This window comes from Nonomuraea sp. N2-4H, from assembly GCF_045291505.1.
Lineage (GTDB): Bacteria > Actinomycetota > Actinomycetes > Streptosporangiales > Streptosporangiaceae > Nonomuraea > Nonomuraea fastidiosa.
The window spans coordinates 787,937-802,682 of record NZ_CP147987.1 but is presented as its reverse complement, the minus strand read 5'-3'; the positions used below and the strand labels follow the sequence as shown (position 1 = coordinate 802,682).

General features: G+C 72.0%; 19 protein-coding genes and 1 pseudogene. 8 read left to right on the top strand and 12 right to left on the bottom strand.

Annotated elements, in window-relative coordinates:
• Positions 1-64 precede the first annotated feature (64 nt).
• The 9 genes and pseudogenes from WBK31_RS03720 to WBK31_RS03680 form a co-directional block, all read right to left on the bottom strand.
• Positions 65-598, bottom strand: coding sequence for a Clp protease N-terminal domain-containing protein (locus WBK31_RS03720; RefSeq protein ID WP_406674326.1), 534 nt, complete (start codon positions 596-598; stop codon positions 65-67).
• On the bottom strand, positions 595-822 hold the full coding sequence (locus WBK31_RS03715; RefSeq protein ID WP_364067118.1) for a helix-turn-helix domain-containing protein: 228 nt from the start codon (positions 820-822) through the stop codon (positions 595-597). Before WBK31_RS03715 ends, WBK31_RS03720 begins: the two co-directional genes overlap by 4 nt.
• Positions 823-854: 32 nt before the next feature.
• A complete protein-coding gene (locus WBK31_RS03710) occupies positions 855-1,685 on the bottom strand; it encodes a metal-dependent hydrolase (protein ID WP_364067120.1) in 831 nt (276 codons plus the stop codon).
• Positions 1,682-2,917, bottom strand: a complete 1,236-nt coding sequence (locus tag WBK31_RS03705; protein ID WP_364067122.1) for an MFS transporter — start codon at positions 2,915-2,917, stop codon at positions 1,682-1,684. Before WBK31_RS03705 ends, WBK31_RS03710 begins: the two co-directional genes overlap by 4 nt.
• 276 nt (positions 2,918-3,193) lie before the next feature.
• A complete protein-coding gene (locus tag WBK31_RS03700) occupies positions 3,194-3,799 on the bottom strand; it encodes an SRPBCC family protein (RefSeq protein ID WP_406674325.1) in 606 nt (201 codons plus the stop codon).
• A 31-nt stretch (positions 3,800-3,830) separates the two neighbouring features.
• The gene (locus WBK31_RS03695) at positions 3,831-4,208 is read right to left on the bottom strand and encodes a hypothetical protein (protein ID WP_364067125.1); all 378 of its coding nucleotides are present in this window, start codon (positions 4,206-4,208) and stop codon (positions 3,831-3,833) included.
• A complete protein-coding gene (locus WBK31_RS03690) occupies positions 4,205-4,567 on the bottom strand; it encodes a hypothetical protein (RefSeq protein ID WP_406674324.1) in 363 nt (120 codons plus the stop codon). The genes WBK31_RS03695 and WBK31_RS03690 overlap by 4 nt, the downstream gene beginning before the upstream one ends.
• Before the next feature lie 106 nt (positions 4,568-4,673).
• On the bottom strand, positions 4,674-4,979 hold the full coding sequence (locus tag WBK31_RS03685) for a TetR/AcrR family transcriptional regulator C-terminal domain-containing protein (protein WP_406674323.1): 306 nt from the start codon (positions 4,977-4,979) through the stop codon (positions 4,674-4,676).
• Positions 4,980-5,025: 46 nt separating this feature from the next.
• Positions 5,026-5,196 (bottom strand): annotated as a pseudogene (locus tag WBK31_RS03680) (TetR/AcrR family transcriptional regulator C-terminal domain-containing protein); the annotation flags it as partial.
• Here WBK31_RS03680 and WBK31_RS03675 point away from each other — a divergent pair.
• Both WBK31_RS03675 and WBK31_RS03670 read left to right on the top strand, forming a co-directional pair.
• On the top strand, positions 5,167-6,000 hold the full coding sequence (locus WBK31_RS03675; protein WP_406674322.1) for a hypothetical protein: 834 nt from the start codon (positions 5,167-5,169) through the stop codon (positions 5,998-6,000). The pseudogene WBK31_RS03680 and the gene WBK31_RS03675 overlap by 30 nt on opposite strands.
• The gene (locus tag WBK31_RS03670) at positions 5,970-6,464 is read left to right on the top strand and encodes a DUF523 domain-containing protein (protein WP_364067131.1); all 495 of its coding nucleotides are present in this window, start codon (positions 5,970-5,972) and stop codon (positions 6,462-6,464) included. Before WBK31_RS03675 ends, WBK31_RS03670 begins: the two co-directional genes overlap by 31 nt.
• Here the strand turns inward: WBK31_RS03670 and WBK31_RS03665 are convergent, their stop codons facing one another.
• On the bottom strand, positions 6,465-6,860 hold the full coding sequence (locus tag WBK31_RS03665; protein WP_364067132.1) for a hypothetical protein: 396 nt from the start codon (positions 6,858-6,860) through the stop codon (positions 6,465-6,467).
• Between the two features lie 246 nt (positions 6,861-7,106).
• On the opposite strand from WBK31_RS03665, the gene WBK31_RS03660 reads away from it, so the two are divergent.
• The 4 genes from WBK31_RS03660 to WBK31_RS03645 all read left to right on the top strand — a co-directional run bounded on the left by WBK31_RS03660 (position 7,107) and on the right by WBK31_RS03645 (position 11,923).
• On the top strand, positions 7,107-8,477 hold the full coding sequence (locus WBK31_RS03660) for a Dyp-type peroxidase (RefSeq protein ID WP_406674321.1): 1,371 nt from the start codon (positions 7,107-7,109) through the stop codon (positions 8,475-8,477).
• Between the two features lie 234 nt (positions 8,478-8,711).
• Positions 8,712-9,401, top strand: a complete 690-nt coding sequence (locus WBK31_RS03655) for a GAP family protein (protein WP_364067135.1) — start codon at positions 8,712-8,714, stop codon at positions 9,399-9,401.
• A gap of 79 nt (positions 9,402-9,480) precedes the next feature.
• The gene (gene nhaA / locus WBK31_RS03650) at positions 9,481-11,277 is read left to right on the top strand and encodes a Na+/H+ antiporter NhaA (protein ID WP_364067137.1); all 1,797 of its coding nucleotides are present in this window, start codon (positions 9,481-9,483) and stop codon (positions 11,275-11,277) included.
• Between the two features lie 43 nt (positions 11,278-11,320).
• On the top strand, positions 11,321-11,923 hold the full coding sequence (locus WBK31_RS03645; RefSeq protein WP_364067139.1) for a hypothetical protein: 603 nt from the start codon (positions 11,321-11,323) through the stop codon (positions 11,921-11,923).
• A gap of 38 nt (positions 11,924-11,961) precedes the next feature.
• On the opposite strand, the gene WBK31_RS03640 is transcribed toward WBK31_RS03645, so the two are convergent.
• Positions 11,962-12,759: an NAD(P)H-binding protein gene (locus WBK31_RS03640; protein WP_364067141.1), complete on the bottom strand. Its 798-nt coding sequence runs from the start codon at positions 12,757-12,759 to the stop codon at positions 11,962-11,964.
• 78 nt (positions 12,760-12,837) lie between these two features.
• Between WBK31_RS03640 and WBK31_RS03635 the strand changes: the two genes are divergently transcribed.
• Positions 12,838-13,269: a hypothetical protein gene (locus WBK31_RS03635; protein ID WP_364067143.1), complete on the top strand. Its 432-nt coding sequence runs from the start codon at positions 12,838-12,840 to the stop codon at positions 13,267-13,269.
• Here the strand turns inward: WBK31_RS03635 and WBK31_RS03630 are convergent.
• A complete protein-coding gene (locus tag WBK31_RS03630) occupies positions 13,256-13,708 on the bottom strand; it encodes a hypothetical protein (protein WP_364067144.1) in 453 nt (150 codons plus the stop codon). The genes WBK31_RS03635 and WBK31_RS03630 overlap by 14 nt on opposite strands.
• A gap of 45 nt (positions 13,709-13,753) precedes the next feature.
• Between WBK31_RS03630 and WBK31_RS03625 the strand changes: the two genes are divergently transcribed.
• Positions 13,754-14,731: a YafY family protein gene (locus WBK31_RS03625; protein WP_364067146.1), complete on the top strand. Its 978-nt coding sequence runs from the start codon at positions 13,754-13,756 to the stop codon at positions 14,729-14,731.
• Positions 14,732-14,746: the final 15 nt, after the last annotated feature.

Sequence of the window (14,746 nt, the reverse complement as noted above, 5' to 3'; positions counted from 1 at the left end):
GCGGTCAGGCGGCCCGGCGGGCGGTCAGGCGGCCCGGCGGGCGGTCAGGCGGCGCGGCGGGCGGTCAGGCGGCGCGGCGGGCGGGGATGGCGGCCTCGCGTACCAGCGCCGCCACGTCCACCCCGGCCGCGCGCAGGATCCGGCGCGCGCCGTTGCCGCCGTCGGCGAGCAGCCCCCACAGCAGGCGCTCGCCGGTGACGGGGCCCGGCCGCGACTTGGCCACCTCCACGACCTTCCTGGCCGCCGGGGTGAGAGGCAGCGAGCCGAGCGGCCCGTACAGGGTGACGCGCAGCGGGCGCACGCGCGAGCGGCGCAGGCTCCATCGCCGCGGGTCCTCGGCGCCCGCACGGGTGCGGCGGTGCACCTCGTCGAGGTCGATGCCGAGCGTGGCGAGCAGCGCGCGCGGGTCGGGCAGCCCGGCGAGCCGGCGTACGTCGGCCGGGTCGGCGGTGAAGTGCTTCAGCGCGAACGGCTGTACCTCCGCGAGCCCGAGCAGGATCGGCGCGGCGTCGAGCGCGGGCCGTCCGGCGTCGAGCGCATGGATCCCGGCCGCGACCACGGCCCGGCGAGCACCTTCTGTGAACCTGGTGAACATCATCGACCCCCTGCCTTCCCCGTCCTGCGGGCGTGCTTACGGTGCGCCGTCTGGCGGCGTACGCCCAGCGCGTCGGCGATCTGCTCCCACGACCAGCCCTGCGCGCGGGCGTTGGAGACGTGGGCCGCCTCCAGCTCCTCGAGCAGCGCTCTGAGAGCGGCCACGGCGCGCAGGCCGTCGCCTGGGTCGCGGCCGGCGGCCGTCTCGGCCAGCTCTCTTACGTCCATGGTGTCAGCATGTGCTGACACGGGGCCGGCTGTCAACACATGCTGACAGTCGTCTTCATGGTGAGCGCCGCGTCGTCCAGCGTGAGCGCGATCGAGACGGAGCCGAGCTCCGACGTACGGGTGACGTGGGTGCCGCCGCACGGGATCGACGCCTCGCCGTCGGGCAGCGAGCAGTGCCAGGTGCGCCGGGCGGTCAGCTCGGGCCCCGGCACCTCCACGCGTACGGGGGCGTCCGCCGCCACCCATCCGGCCAGCCGCTCGTTCACTTCATCCGCGACGGCCGACGGGTCGAGGTCGTCGGCGGAGAACCCCTTCTTGCGCAGCGACTTGCCGAGGCGGTAGACGTCCACGCTGCCGTACGGCTCGATGCGGGACGAGGTGATGGCGGCCTGGTCGAAGTCGGGGTGGCCGAGCGAATCCGGCCGGGCCTCCTTGCGCCACCGGCCGGCCAGCGCGGCGTTGAGCGCGAGCGCGGCGAGGTGGCAGGCGGTGTGACCGGCCGACAGCCCCGTACGGTGCTCGCGGTCCACTTCGAGCTCCACCTCCGTGCCCACGGGCAGCGGCGAGTCGGTGACGTGCACGACCAGCCACTCCCAGCCCTCGGCGCCGCGCCGTACGGGGATGTCGGTGCCGAGCAGGATCTCCCCGTCCTCGGGGAGCGCTCCTGTCACGCAGTCGACGACCGGCAGGCCGCCGATCGTGCCCCGGTCCGCGGGCTGGTCGGGCCAGGTGTGGTCGAGCGGATGGAAGGGGGTTTCGGAAACGACGAGACCGTGCCGACCACCTTCGACCGGCACGGTACCGACGATCTGCGAGCGGCCGCTGGTCAGGCCGCTGGGAAAGGTGACGAGCGTGGATTTCACCCGGCCATTGTGGCAGCGGGGCGCTCGTCCTCCAGATAGCGGTTGCGGCCCGCGTACAGGCCGGTGAGGAGCTGGACGGTGAGCACGACGAATATCAGCACGAACGGCACCGTCCAGCCGTCGGTCACATCCCGCAGCACGCCGACCAGCAGCGGACCGGCACCGGCGATCAGGTAGCCGGCGCTCTGGCCGAAGGCCGACAGGGCGGCGGTGCTCTCCGGCGTACGGGTGCGCAGCGCCAGCAGCATCAGCGCCAGCGGGAAGGAGCCCATCCCGATGCCCACGAACACCACCCACACCCAGGCCGCCGAGGGCGCGAACCACAGGCCGAGGAAGCCGACCACGTAGAAGGCGATGAGCCCGACGATGGGCGGCCGCTGGTCGCCGAAGCGCGAGGCGATCATGGGCACGCCGATCGAGACGGGGATGTTCAGCGCGGTGAAGAGGCCGAGGATCAGCCCCGCCTCGGCGGTGCTGAAGCCGTTGTCGGTCAGCATGGTCGCGAGCCAGCCGAACAAGATGTAGGCGATCATCGACTGGCTGCCGAAGTAGATCGCGACCATCCAGGCCAGCTTGCTGCGCGCCAGGCGGCCGATGCCCGCGTGCTTGGCGTTGGCGTCCCGCGCCGGCTCGTTGCGCAGCAGCGCGAGCCACGGAACGGCGGCGATGAGCGCCAGGGCGGCCCACACGCCGAGCGCGACGTGCCAGTCACCCACCGCGCGCTCGATCGGCACGGTCGCGGCGGCGGCCAGCATGGTGCCGACCGCGAGTGCGGTGGTGTACACAGTGGTCATGATCCCGGTACGCGCCGGGAAGTGGCGCTTGACCAGCGTCGGGATCAGCACGTTGCCCACGGCGCCGCCCGACAGCGCGACGGCGCTGCTCACCAGGAACACCGGTGCGGAGTCCACCAGCGACCTGACGAGGAGTCCCGCGCCCAGGGTGACGAGGGCGAGCAGCAGCAGCCGATGCTCCCCGATCCGCCTGGCGAGCGACGGGGTCACGGCGCCTACGCTGGCGAAGGCCAGCACGGGCAGGGTCGTCAACAGGCCGGTGCCGGCGCTGGACATGCCGAGCCCGGCGGCGAGCTGATCGAGCAGCGGACCGACACTGGTGACCCCGGTGCGCAGGTTGAGTGCGGCCAGAACGATTCCCAGAACGAGGAGCCAAGCGAGGCGGGTGCTGCTGCCGCTGCCGCTACCGCCACGGGACTCTTGCGCGAGCACGCTCATGACTGAAGACAATCCTCCACTCATCAAATCATGGGACGAATGCCAACCCTAACAGGGACAAAATCCCCGTTTATTCCGGGCGTTGAAGAACCCTCGGAGGGGTTCCGAGGGTTCCTGTTACTCGCTCCGCGCGCTCTCGGGTCGCACGGCATAGGCCCTGACCTGCGCCAATCCGGGCTTAATAAGGTTATCCGCCGTTAAATGCGAGTTTTGAGTGGGGCGCCGAATGTGATGTACACCGCTCTTGTCGGCCTCGGGGAATAGACGCCGTTTTGGTCAGAGCACCGGCCGGGGCGGGCCTGCGGGCGGCTCGTTCGGGGGAATCGGGCCGGGAGGAGGCAGCGTGCCGCCGGGCTCCCTGCCGTCGCCGCCGACCGTGCCGGGCGGGACCGGCCGGCCGCCGCCACCGTACGTGGAGCCCTCCTGGTGCGGCCCCGGCTCGTCGCCGCGCCACGCGCCGGTCTCTCCGCCGCGCGACTCGATGAACGTCTTGAACCGCTTGAGGTCGCCGATCACGCGCATGCGGACGAGCTGCAGCCAGTCGCCCGCCGTCTCGACGAAGCCCTCGGGGTCGTACTCCATCTGGAGGGTGACCCTGGTCGTGTTGTCGTCGATGCGGTGGAAGGTCACCACACCGGCGTGGTGGGGGCGATCGACGCTGCGCCAGGCGACGCGCTCGTCGGGGTGCCGCTCGGTGATCTCGGCCTCGAACTCGCGCCTCACACCGGCGATGTCGGCCACCCACCGCGTGCGGGTGTCGCTGAGCTGCTTGACCGACTCCACGCCCTCCATGAACTCGGGGAAGCTCTCGAACTGCGTCCACTGGTCGTACGCGACGCGCACGGGGACCTTGACGTCTTCTGAATGCTCGATCATGCTCATGGGCTCTGCCACTGCCCAGGCGATGACGGCGTTAACGCCGGCGCCACAGCCAGTACAGGCCCACCAGAGGCAGCACGAGGGGGATGAACAGGTAACCCTTGCCGTACGCCGACCACACGGTCTCGTCGGGAAAAGCCGCCTGATCGACCAGGCTGAGCGTGCCGATGACGAGCACCCCGGCCAGCTCGATGCCGAGCGAGACGAGCGCCAGCCGCCGCGCGCCGCGCCACAGCGCGACGGTGAGCAGGATGTAGACCGCGGCAGCGAACGCCGACAGCGAGTACGCCAGCGGCGCCTCGGAGAACCTGGTGGCGATCTGCACGCCCGCCCGCGACCCCGCGGCCAGCGCGAACAGCCCGTAGACCGCGATCAGCGCGCGCCCGGGGCCGGTGCTGATCGAGCCGGTCACGCCACGCCCTGCCAGATCTGCAGCAGCCTGGCCGTCATCACGGCGATCGCGAACCCGGCCACGGCCAGGATCGCCGAGCCCCACCTGCTGCGCTCGGCCAGCGCGAGGAACACCGCCGCGGGCGGGATCAGCACCTCCCCGCCGACGTAGCCGAACAGCGTGGCCTTGTCGTCGGGTCCCGCGCCGCCCACCACTCCGGCGATCACGAACCCGGCCTGCACCAGCACCGCCACCTCCAGCAGTGCGAAGCCGACCAGCAGCACCATGCCCATCGGCCGGTTGCGGATCGCGTTGATCAGGCTCATCAGCATGAGCAGCAGCGAGCCCGCGATGACGATCGTGGAGACGGTGGTGTTCATCGGGGGTAAGGCTATCGCCCGGGGGCGCCCCCGCCGACGACCGGCCCTGCGCGATCGGCCGTTGACCGGCTCAGGGCCCGCCTTCAGGACCGGCCCGCAGTCGGCTTCATGAGCGGCCCTCCGGCCCTCCGCGCAGGTGCGCCTCGATGCCGTCGAGCACCCACCCGAGACCGCGCTCGAAATTGTCGTCCGCCCCCTGCACGCCCTCCTCGATCATCGGCCCGAGCCGGGGGAACTCGCCGCCCGCGACCAGCTCCCTGATGTACGGCTCGGCGAGCGCGGCCCGCTCGGCCTCGCTGATCCCCTCCTCGCGGGGCGCACCGCGCTCCTGCGCCTCCCTGATCACGAAGCCGGTCATGTAGTCGTTGAACGCCGCGAGGATCCGCCAGGCCGTCAGCCGGCCGACCGCCACCCCGCCTCGCCGCCAGCCGGTCGATGGCGGCCGGCTTCTGCTCGACGTGCCGCAGCCCGTTGGGACCGACGGGGACGCGCTGGGAGATGAGATCGACCCGCCAGGGATGGCGGCGCACCAGGTCGCGCTCGCGCCGGGCGAGCAGCAGCAGCGCCTCCCGCCAGTCGTCCGGTAGCGGCTCGTCGACGTGGGCCTCGGCGGCGATCTCATCGGCCATCAGCGCGAGAAGGTCCTCTTTGCGCTCGATGTACGAGTACAGCGTCATCGTGCGGGCGCCGAGCTCGGCCGCCACGCGGCCGTCCAGTGGACGGTCACCGCCTACCTGCTCGCCCTGTCCATGACGGTGCCGGTCACCGGCTGGGCGACGGGCAGGTTCGGCGCGCGGCGCGTCTGGCTGGCCGCGCTCGTGCTGCTGCCCGCCGAGCCCGGCGACCGCCCGCAGCCGCTCGACCTGGCCGGTCTGGCGCTGCTCTCCCCCGGGCTCGCGGCCGTCGTCTACGGGCTGTCGGAGCCGGGCGGCGGCGCGCTGCCGGTGCTGCCGGCGGGGCTGGCGCTGGTGGCGGCGTTCGTCGTACGAGCCCTGCGCTCGCCGGGCACGCTGCTGGACCTGCGGCTGTTCGGCGATAGCAAGGGCGGGCGCGGCATCGGCGCGGCGGGCGTGGTCGTGGCGACGGCGGGCATCGTGGCCTTCGCGCTGCTCGGCGGCGGTTTCGCGCCGATGTTCCTGGTCGGGCTCGGGCACGGGCTGGTGTCCACGTCGGTGATGGCGGCGGCGTTCGCGACGCTGGAGCGTTCCGCGATCCCGGCGGCGACCACGCTGAGCACCATCGCCGTCCGCCTGGCCGCGCCGTTCGGCGTCGCCGTGCTCACCATGGCGCTGCAGGCGTTCACCGCGGCGGGCGTCGCCCGGCCGTTCGCGTACGCGTTCTGGGTGGTGGCGGGCCTGACCGCGGTCTCGCTGGTGCCGATCGCGCTCATAGGATCGAAGACGTGGAGAAGATCCTCGTCAGCGCCTGCCTGATGGGCCGCAAGGTGCGTTACGACGGCCGCGCCAAGACCAGCTCGGCCGCCCTGCTCGCCGGGTGGCGGGAGGAGGGGCGGCTGGTGCCGTTCTGCCCCGAGGTGGCGGGCGGGCTGCCGGTCCCGCGCCCCGCATCCGAGATCGAGGGCGGTCTGGGCGGCGCTGCGGTCCTCGCGGGCTCGGCACGCGTGCTGACGAGCGACGGCGCCGACGTGACCGCCGCGTTCGTGGCCGGCGCGCGGGGAGCGCTCGCGGTCGCGCGCGCCAACGGCATCCGGATGGCGGTGCTCAAGGAGGGCAGCCCCTCCTGCGGTGCGCTCTCCGTCTATGACGGGAGTTTTTCCGGGCGGCGTACGCCAGGCCAGGGCGTCACGACGGCGCTGCTGGAGTCCGAGGGCATCCGCGTGTTCGGCGAGGACGACCTCGAAGCGGCAGCCGGCTACCTGCGCACCCTGGAAGGGTGACTACGTGCGCGCCCGGGAGACGTAGAAGGCGCCCACCAGCCCGGCGGTCAGCACGACCGCCATCGTGGCGTGATAGGTCAGCAGCAACGCGCTAGGCGCATCCGCGTCCCCGCCGCCTCCGCGCAGGGTGGTGGCCGCGATGCCGAGCAGCACCCCGCCCAGCGCGGCCGCGTGGCCGTAGAGGAGGCCGTCCCAGGCCCACGCCCGTCCGGCCAGCGCGCCGTACGCGCCTACGGCGAGGGCGGCGGCGCACAGCGTCTCGACGATGACGGCGGGCACGATCACCGGCTCGCGGATGGGGCCGATCGCGACCCCTGCGTGCGCCAGCGCGAACGTCAGGAAGACCAGCACGTACAGCACCGACAGCCGGCCGAGCAGCCGGCGGAGCACATCCATGCCACCACGCTGCCACCGCGCGGCCGCCCGGCCATCGTCCCCAGGGAGGCGGCCCGGATACGCCCGGCGGCGTAGCCCGCATCGGGAAATGCAGCGATCCCGTTGAGCCGGAAACTTTCCCGGGCCGTCGACAGTCGTCATGGTTGGACGCGTTGAATACCGGGGGATTTCCGCCGCCCTTTCCTCCCTCAACGCGCAGGGGGTCCGATTTCATGTGATCGGGTGAACGGGGAAAGGGACAGCGGCATGCCTGTCGACCTTGACAATGAACGACCTCTCGCCTGGGATTCGGCCTCGCTCGACGCCGACACCAAGGCCATGCTGGACAATCTGCAGCCGAACATCCTGCGTGCCCACGTACGCGAGCACATGTCCGTGCTGTTCGTCCGTTTCAACGACGTGGCCGAAGGGCGGGCGTTTCTGCGCCGCCTGGCCACCACCAAAATGAAGTCGGCCCGCCGCCACCTTGAGGAGGTGCGCGATTTCGCGGCCGGCCGCCGGCCCGGCACCTCGTACGTCGGAGTCGGCATCAGCAAGGCCGGCTACCGCGACCTCGGCCACTCGGCCGAAGAGGTGCGCAGGTTCGGCGACCCGGTCTTCCGCGACGGCATGAAGCGGCGCGTCGCCATCGTCAACGATCCGCCCGTCGAGGAGTGGGAGCGCACCTACCAGCGGGAGATCCACGCCGTCATCCTCATCGGCGACGCCGAGCGCGCCCCGGTCGATCGGCTGCGCCAGGAGATCATCGACGACCTGCCCGAGAGCGCCAGGCTGCTGGGCGAGGAGCGCGGTCAGGGCATGCGCAACCCGGCGGGCGACGGCATCGAGCACTTCGGCTACGTCGACGGCCGCAGCCAGCCGCTGTTCCTCGCCGACGAGGTGGACAAGGAGCCGAGGAAGCACTGGGATCCGGCGTTCCCGCTGGGCAACGTGCTCGTGCCCGACCCGTTCGCGCCCGACCCCACCCGCCACCACGGCAGCTACCTGGTGTTCAGGAAGCTGGAGCAGAACGTGCGGGCGTTCAAGGAGATCGAGCGCGACCTGGCCGACGGCCTCGGCCTGCAGGGCGCCGACCGCGAGCGGGCGGGCGCCATGCTCGTCGGCCGCTTCAAGGACGGCACCCCGCTGACGCTGAAGCCCAGGCCGGCCGGAGGTCCCGTCGTCAACGACTTCACGTTCGACGCCGACGACGGCTCCAAGTGCCCGTTTTCAGGGCACGTCAGGAAGACGAACCCGCGCTCGTTCGGGCGCGAGGTGGTCATGGCGCGGCGCGGGCAGACGTACGGCGAGCGCACCGACGACCCGTGGGACGACTCCCCGCCGGAGGAGCGCCCGAGCGGCGAGGTCGGCCTGCTGTTCATGGCGTTCAACTCGAGCCTGCTCGGCCAGTTCGAGTTCATGCAGCAGACCTGGGCCAACAACCCCGACTTCGAGATGCCGGCGACCGGCCACGACCCGGTCATCGGGCAAGGCGAGCGTGACATCGAGGTGAGCTTCCCCAAGGTCTGGGGCAAGCCGGAGACGTCCGTTCCGCAGTCGCAGGTGGCGCAGACCGTCACGATGAAGGGCGGCGAGTACTTCTTCGCGCCTTCCTTGGCCTACCTGCGCAACCTCTGACGCCCGCGCCTCCTCCGGCCCCTCCGGCCCCTGGCCCTCCTCCGGGCCACCTCCGGCTCCTCCGGGCCTCGCCGGCCTTCCGGGCCTCCTCCGGTTCCTCTGGCCCCCTCCGGTTCCTCCGGGCCACCGCCAGCTCCTCCGGGCCCCCTCCGGAGGGGATGAGCATAAGGATGTACGCCGGGTTCAGCCCGCCGGAGGAGGCGGCCGGGAAGCCTCGGTCGGCATCATCGCTTCATGACCGTCGCGCTGCTGCTCACGCTCGCGGCTCTGGCGCTGATCGACAGCACGAGCTTCGGCACCCTCGGCATCCCCGTCTTCCTGCTGCTGACCACGGAACGGGGACGCGGCGGCCGGCTGCTCACCTACCTGGCCACCGTGGCGGGCTTCTACTTCCTGGTCGGGGTGGCGCTCATGCTGGGAGCCGGGGCCGCCATGGACGCGTTCGGCGGCGCGCTGCAGAGCCGGGCCGCCTACGCGGTGCAGCTCGCGATCGGTGTCGTGCTGTTCGCGCTGAGCTTCCGCTTCGACCCCAAGCGGCGGGCGAAGCGCGGGCTGCCGGAGCGCACGTTCACCCCCAAGGTGGGCGGGCCGCGCACGATGGTGCTGCTCGGGCTGACGGCCGGGGCGGTCGAGGTGGCCACGATGCTGCCGTACCTCGGCGCGGTCGGGATCATGACGAGCGCCGGACTGCGGGCGGCACAGTGGCTGCCGGTGCTGGCGGCGTACGTGCTGGTGATGATCCTGCCCGCGCTGGCCTTCATGGTGCTGCGCGCGGCGGCCGGAGCCCGGCTCGAGCCGAAGCTCGAACGGCTGCGTGCCTGGCTGGCCAAGCACTCCGGGTCGATGCTGAGCTGGGCGCTGGCGATCGTCGGCTTCCTGCTCGCCCGCGACGCCGCCTTCCACCTGTTCTTCGAGACCGGCTAGCGTCACTTGCGTCCCTCCTGGAGGCGGCGTTCTGCCACGCATCCCTCCCGCCTAGGATCGCTGCGAGGGGGGATGGGAGATGCTGCGGTCGTTCCTGCGGACCGAGGCGGGCAGCACCAGCGTGCTGCTCGTCGCCACCGTGCTGGCCCTGCTCTGGGCCAACTCGCCGTGGGGCGACACCTACGAGGCGTTCTGGCACACGCCGGTCGGCCTGTCGTTCGGCGACGCCCAGCTCAGCCTCGACCTGCGCCACTGGGTCAACGACGGGCTGATGACGCTCTTCTTCTTCCTCATCGGCCTCGAGGTCTCCTACGAGGTGCGGCTCGGGCAGCTCAGGGACCGGCGGCTGATCGCGGTACCGGCGGTGGCGGCGTTCGGCGGCATGCTCGTCCCCGCCGCGGTCTACCTGCTGTTCAACGCGGGCGGGCCCGGCGCCGGCGGATGGGGCGTGCCGATCGCCACCGACACCGCGTTCGTACTGGGCGTGCTGGCCGTGGTCGGGGCCCGGTGTCCCGAGCCGCTGCGGGCCTTCCTGCTGACGCTGGCGATCGTGGACGACGTGCTCGCGATCATGATCATCGCGATCTTCTACACCGCCGAGCTGTCGGTGCCCGCCCTGATCATCGCCGCGCTGGTGCTCGCGGCCATCGTCACGCTGCGGTGGCTGAAGATCTGGCGGGCGCCCGCGTACATCGTGCTGGGGTTCGCGCTGTGGCTGGCCACGCTGGAGAGCGGCGTGCACCCCACGCTCGTCGGCATCGCGCTCGGCATGCTCGTCTTCGTCTACGCCCCCACCGACCACAAGCTGCTGCTGGCCGGGGAGGCCGTGCAGGGGTTCACGGTCGCGCCGAGCGCGGCCGCCGCCAGGGAGGCCGCGCGGCGCGTCCAGCGGGCCGTCTCGGTGAACGAGCGGCTACAGCTCCGCCTGCACCCGTGGAGCAGCTACGTCATCGTGCCCGTCTTCGCGCTGGCCAACGCCGGCGTGCGGCTCGACGGCGAGACTCTGAGCGCCGCCGTGACCTCGCCCATCGCCATCGGCGTCGCGCTGGGCCTGCTGGTCGGCAAGTTCGCCGGCATCGCGCTCGGCACCTGGCTGCCGCTGCGGCTCAAGTGGGGCATCCTGCCCGGCAACCTCGTCTGGGGCCAGGTGCTCGGCGGGGCCGCCGTGTCCGGCATCGGGTTCACGGTCGCGCTGTTCATCGTGGACCTCGCCTTCGACGACCCGGCGCTGCACGACCAGGCGAAGATCGGCATCCTGGCGGGTTCGCTGCTGTCGGCCGCGCTCGGCTGGGTGATCTTCCGGCTGGCGTGGAACCGTGGCGGCGTGTGCGCCCCGCCCGACGCCGAGCCGTCGCAGGACCTGCCGAAGACGCTGGCCGTGCCCGTGGGGCGGGGCGACCATGTACGCGGGCCCGCCAGCGCCAAGGTGACGATCGTCGAGTACGCCGACTTCGAATGCCCCTACTGCGGCCGCCTCCAGCCCATCCTGGAGGAGGTCCTGCGGCAGAACCCCGATGTGCGCATGGTCTTCCGGCACTTCCCGCTGCGCACCCTGCACCCCCGCGCCGCCCCCGCCGCCATCGTCGCCGAGGCCGCCGCCGACCAGGGCCGGTTCTGGGAGATGCACGACATCCTCTACTCCAACCAGCGCTTCCTCACCGACGCCGACCTTGAGCGCTACGCCGCCCAGCTCGGCGTCGAGCCCTGGGCCGACGTACCGCGCCACGTCGCCAGGATCGCGGTGGACGAGGAGTCGGGGCAGGCGAGCGGCGTGCGCGGCACGCCCACGCTCTTCATCAACGGCGTACGGTACGAGGGCAGCCACGACCTCGACTCGATCACACGTGCGGTGGAAGATCTCCGCCGAGCCACGTAGCGTCGTCAGGTCACCTTTCGTCCCCCCATGGAGTCTTCACCGGATGGGCATGCTGAACCTCGTCATCAACATCATCAACGCGCTGCTCATGGTCATCGTCTTCGTCGGGGGGATCATCCTGCTGGCGGTGCGCAAGAAGGACCACGGTCGCGGCGCGAACCTCGGTATCGCGGGGTGCGTCGTGCTCCTCGTCGGGTTCATCGGCCAGGTCGGTGTCTCCTTCTCCATGAGCACGCTGATCGACAAGCTCGGGCGCACGGCGTACGAGATCGTCCTGCCGGTGGGCACCGGGCTCGGGACCCTGGCGCAGGCGGTCGGCATATCTTTACTGATCTTCGGCGTGGTCGCCCGCCGCACCCCGCAACCGGCCGCCGCCGGGCAGCCGCAGACCTGGCCCACCCAGCCCGGCCACCACGCCCAGCACGGTCAACCCGGCTGGCCGCAGCCCGACCAGGGTCAGCACGGTTGGCCGCAGCCCGGCCACCAGCCCGATCCCGGATGGTCCCAGCCCGGCGGGCACGGTGGGCAGGCACAGCCCGGCTGGGCACCGCAGCAGCCCGGCCAGCAGGCCCAACCCGGTGGACAGCCGCCGCAGCAGGGCTGGCAGCCGCCGTCCCAGGGCTACCAGCCTCCCTCCGAGCAGTAGCACGCGACCGGCACGGCAAATGGACGCAGGAGCCGACCTCAGACCTTGCCGGGACGATCCCCGCTGGAGCGCCCGGCCAGGTAGTCGTCCCAGGTGATAGCGCCCGCAGGGGCCGCCTCGGTGACGAGGTGACCGGCGCGGAAGGCACGGCCGAGCGCGCCGGGGACGCGTACCCGCAGCACCGGCCGCCGCAGCCCGCGCACCCGCAGCCACCGCCGTACGGCCTCCTCCATGGTGAGGGTCTGGGGCCCGCCGTACTCCTCGATCGCACCGGCGGGCCCGCGGGCGACCACCCCGGCCAGGTGCCCGGCCAGGTCGCGTACGTCCACCGGCTGAGCCGGGACGCCCGGATCGACGACCATGACGCCGAACCTGGCCATCCCCTGGAACGCCTCGGCCACGAACTCGTGAAACTGGGTGGCCCGCACGATGCTCCAGGGCACGCCGCCGTCCCGGACGAGCCGCTCAGCGCGTACCTTCGTACGGAAATATCCCCACGGCACCCGATCCACGCCCACGATCGAGACGTAGACGAGATGCCGCACCCCGGCCTCGCGCGCCGCCGCGAGCAGCGCCGCCGTGCCGTCGAGCTCCACCCGCCGGGTGTAGCGCCCCTTGTACGGCGCCGAGGCCAGGTGCAGGACGACGTCGGCCCCCGACACGGCCTCGGCCAGGCCATGCCCGGTCGTCAGGTCCGCCACCACCCATCGCACGCCTCCTGCGCCGGCCCTGCGTGACCGGCTCACGGCCCGCACGTCGTACCCGGCCGCGACCAGCTTCTCCAGCACCGCGCGGCCGAGCCGCCCGCTGCCTCCTGTGACGAGTACAGATGTCATGCAGGCTGGACGACACAGCCGGGAGAAGTGTGACAATGTCGGCGTAAATCCCTATCACGCAGCTCGTCTGAGGGGATCATGACGCGAGAGCAGCCCGGCCCGCACGAGCCCGCCCCCGACTCCGCTCCCGAACACACCCCCGGCCCTGACCCCGCTTCCGATCGCACCCCCGACTTCGAGCCCACCATCAACCTCGATTCCGGCTCCGCTCCCGGCGCCGACCCCGACCGGACGATCAGGCACCGCTTCCCGCGCCCGGCTCCGCTCCCCCAGGGCTCGGCGGAGTCGCCCCATACGCAGCGGCTCCCGTACACCCCCGACCTGCTCCCCGACGTGCCCGTCTACGAGGCCAAGCCGCCCAGGTCCGCCTGGTGGTGGGTGATCGTGGCAGGCGGGCTCGTCCTGCTGATCGCCGCCGGGGCCGTCGCCGCCGTCCTGTGGGCACGCAGCAACGCCGACGCGACCACGCGCCCGCTCCCCGCCGCGACGCAGGCGGTCACGCCCGGCTGAAGTCCATCGTCCAGTTCGTCTCCCACGTACGCCCTCCGTCATCGGAGAACGCCTGCTCCCACCGGGCCGCGCCGGGGCCCATCACCGTCCAGACGAACCTGCACCGCACCCGCCGCCCCGCCACGGTCTCCTCGCCGTGGAACTTCCCGCGGTCCCCGTCGAACCCGCCCACCATGGCCGAGGTGTCCAGCCGCCCCGTGGCGCTGTTCGCCCAGTAGATGGCCCATTGCCCGGCCCGCACGTCGTACAGCCGCACGGTCATCCCGCTGAACCCCTTGGTCGGGAACTCGATCTCATCGACGCTGGCCGCGCCGCCGAAGTGCCGGGTGGCCACCGAGAAACCGGGGAACTCCTCCCATGCGCCGCTTCCCGACAGAGGCTTGATGAGGCGGCGGCTGAGGACGTTCCAGCGGCCGGCGAGGAAGTCGAAGTCGTTCATGCGCGGCACGGTAAGACCGGGTCACTGACAGGTAGTGTCAGCGATGTGCGTGCCTCCCGCTTGGTCTCCATCCTGTTGCTGTTGCAGACACGGGGCCGGATGACCGCGCAGGAGCTGGCGGAGCGGCTTGAGGTGTCCGTACGCACCATCTACCGCGACGTCGAGTCCCTCCACGCGGCCGGTATCCCCCTTTACGGCGACGCGGGCCCCAAAGGGGGATACCGGCTCCTGGACGGCTATCGCACCCGCCTGACCGGTCTGACCGCCGACGAGGCCGAGTCGCTGTTCCTCGCCGGGCTGCCCGGCCCCGCCGCCGAACTGGGGCTCGGGGCGGTGGTGGCGGCGGCGCAGCTCAAGCTGATGGCCGCGCTGCCGGTGGAGCTGCGCGACCGCGCCGGACGCATCCAGGAACGCTTCCTCCTCGACGCGCCCACCTGGTACCGGGACCCCGAGCCGGTCACCCACCTGCCGGCCGTGGCCGACGCCGTCTGGAACGAGCGTCCCCTCCAGGTCCGCTACCGCCGCTGGCGGGCGCCTCAGGAGGTGGAGCGGCGGCTGGAGCCGTACGGGCTGGTCATCAAGGCCGGACGGTGGTACCTGGTGGCGCGCTCCGGCGAGCACGTCCGCACGTACCGCGTCTCGCAGATCCTCGACCTGCACACGCTGCCCGGCGGGTTCGCCCGGCCGGAGGATTTCGATCTGCAGGCGTACTGGCAGGGGTATCTCGCCGAGTTCGAGGCCCGGCTGCGCTGGGGCGAGGCGATCGTACGGCTGTCGCCGCGCGGCGTCGAACGCCTGGCCGACCTGATGACGCCCGGCGTGGTGGCGGCGGCCAGAGAGAGCGCCTCAGCGCCCGACGAGGAGGGCTGGACGCAGGTGACGGTGCCGATCGAGTCGATCGAGCACGCGGTGTGCGAGTTCCTGCGCCTGGGCACCGACGCCGAGGTCCTGTCGCCGCCGGAGTTACGCGAGCGGATGGCGACGACGACGTACGAGCTGGCCGCCCGCTACAACCGCCGGTGATCGAGCCGGCGCGAA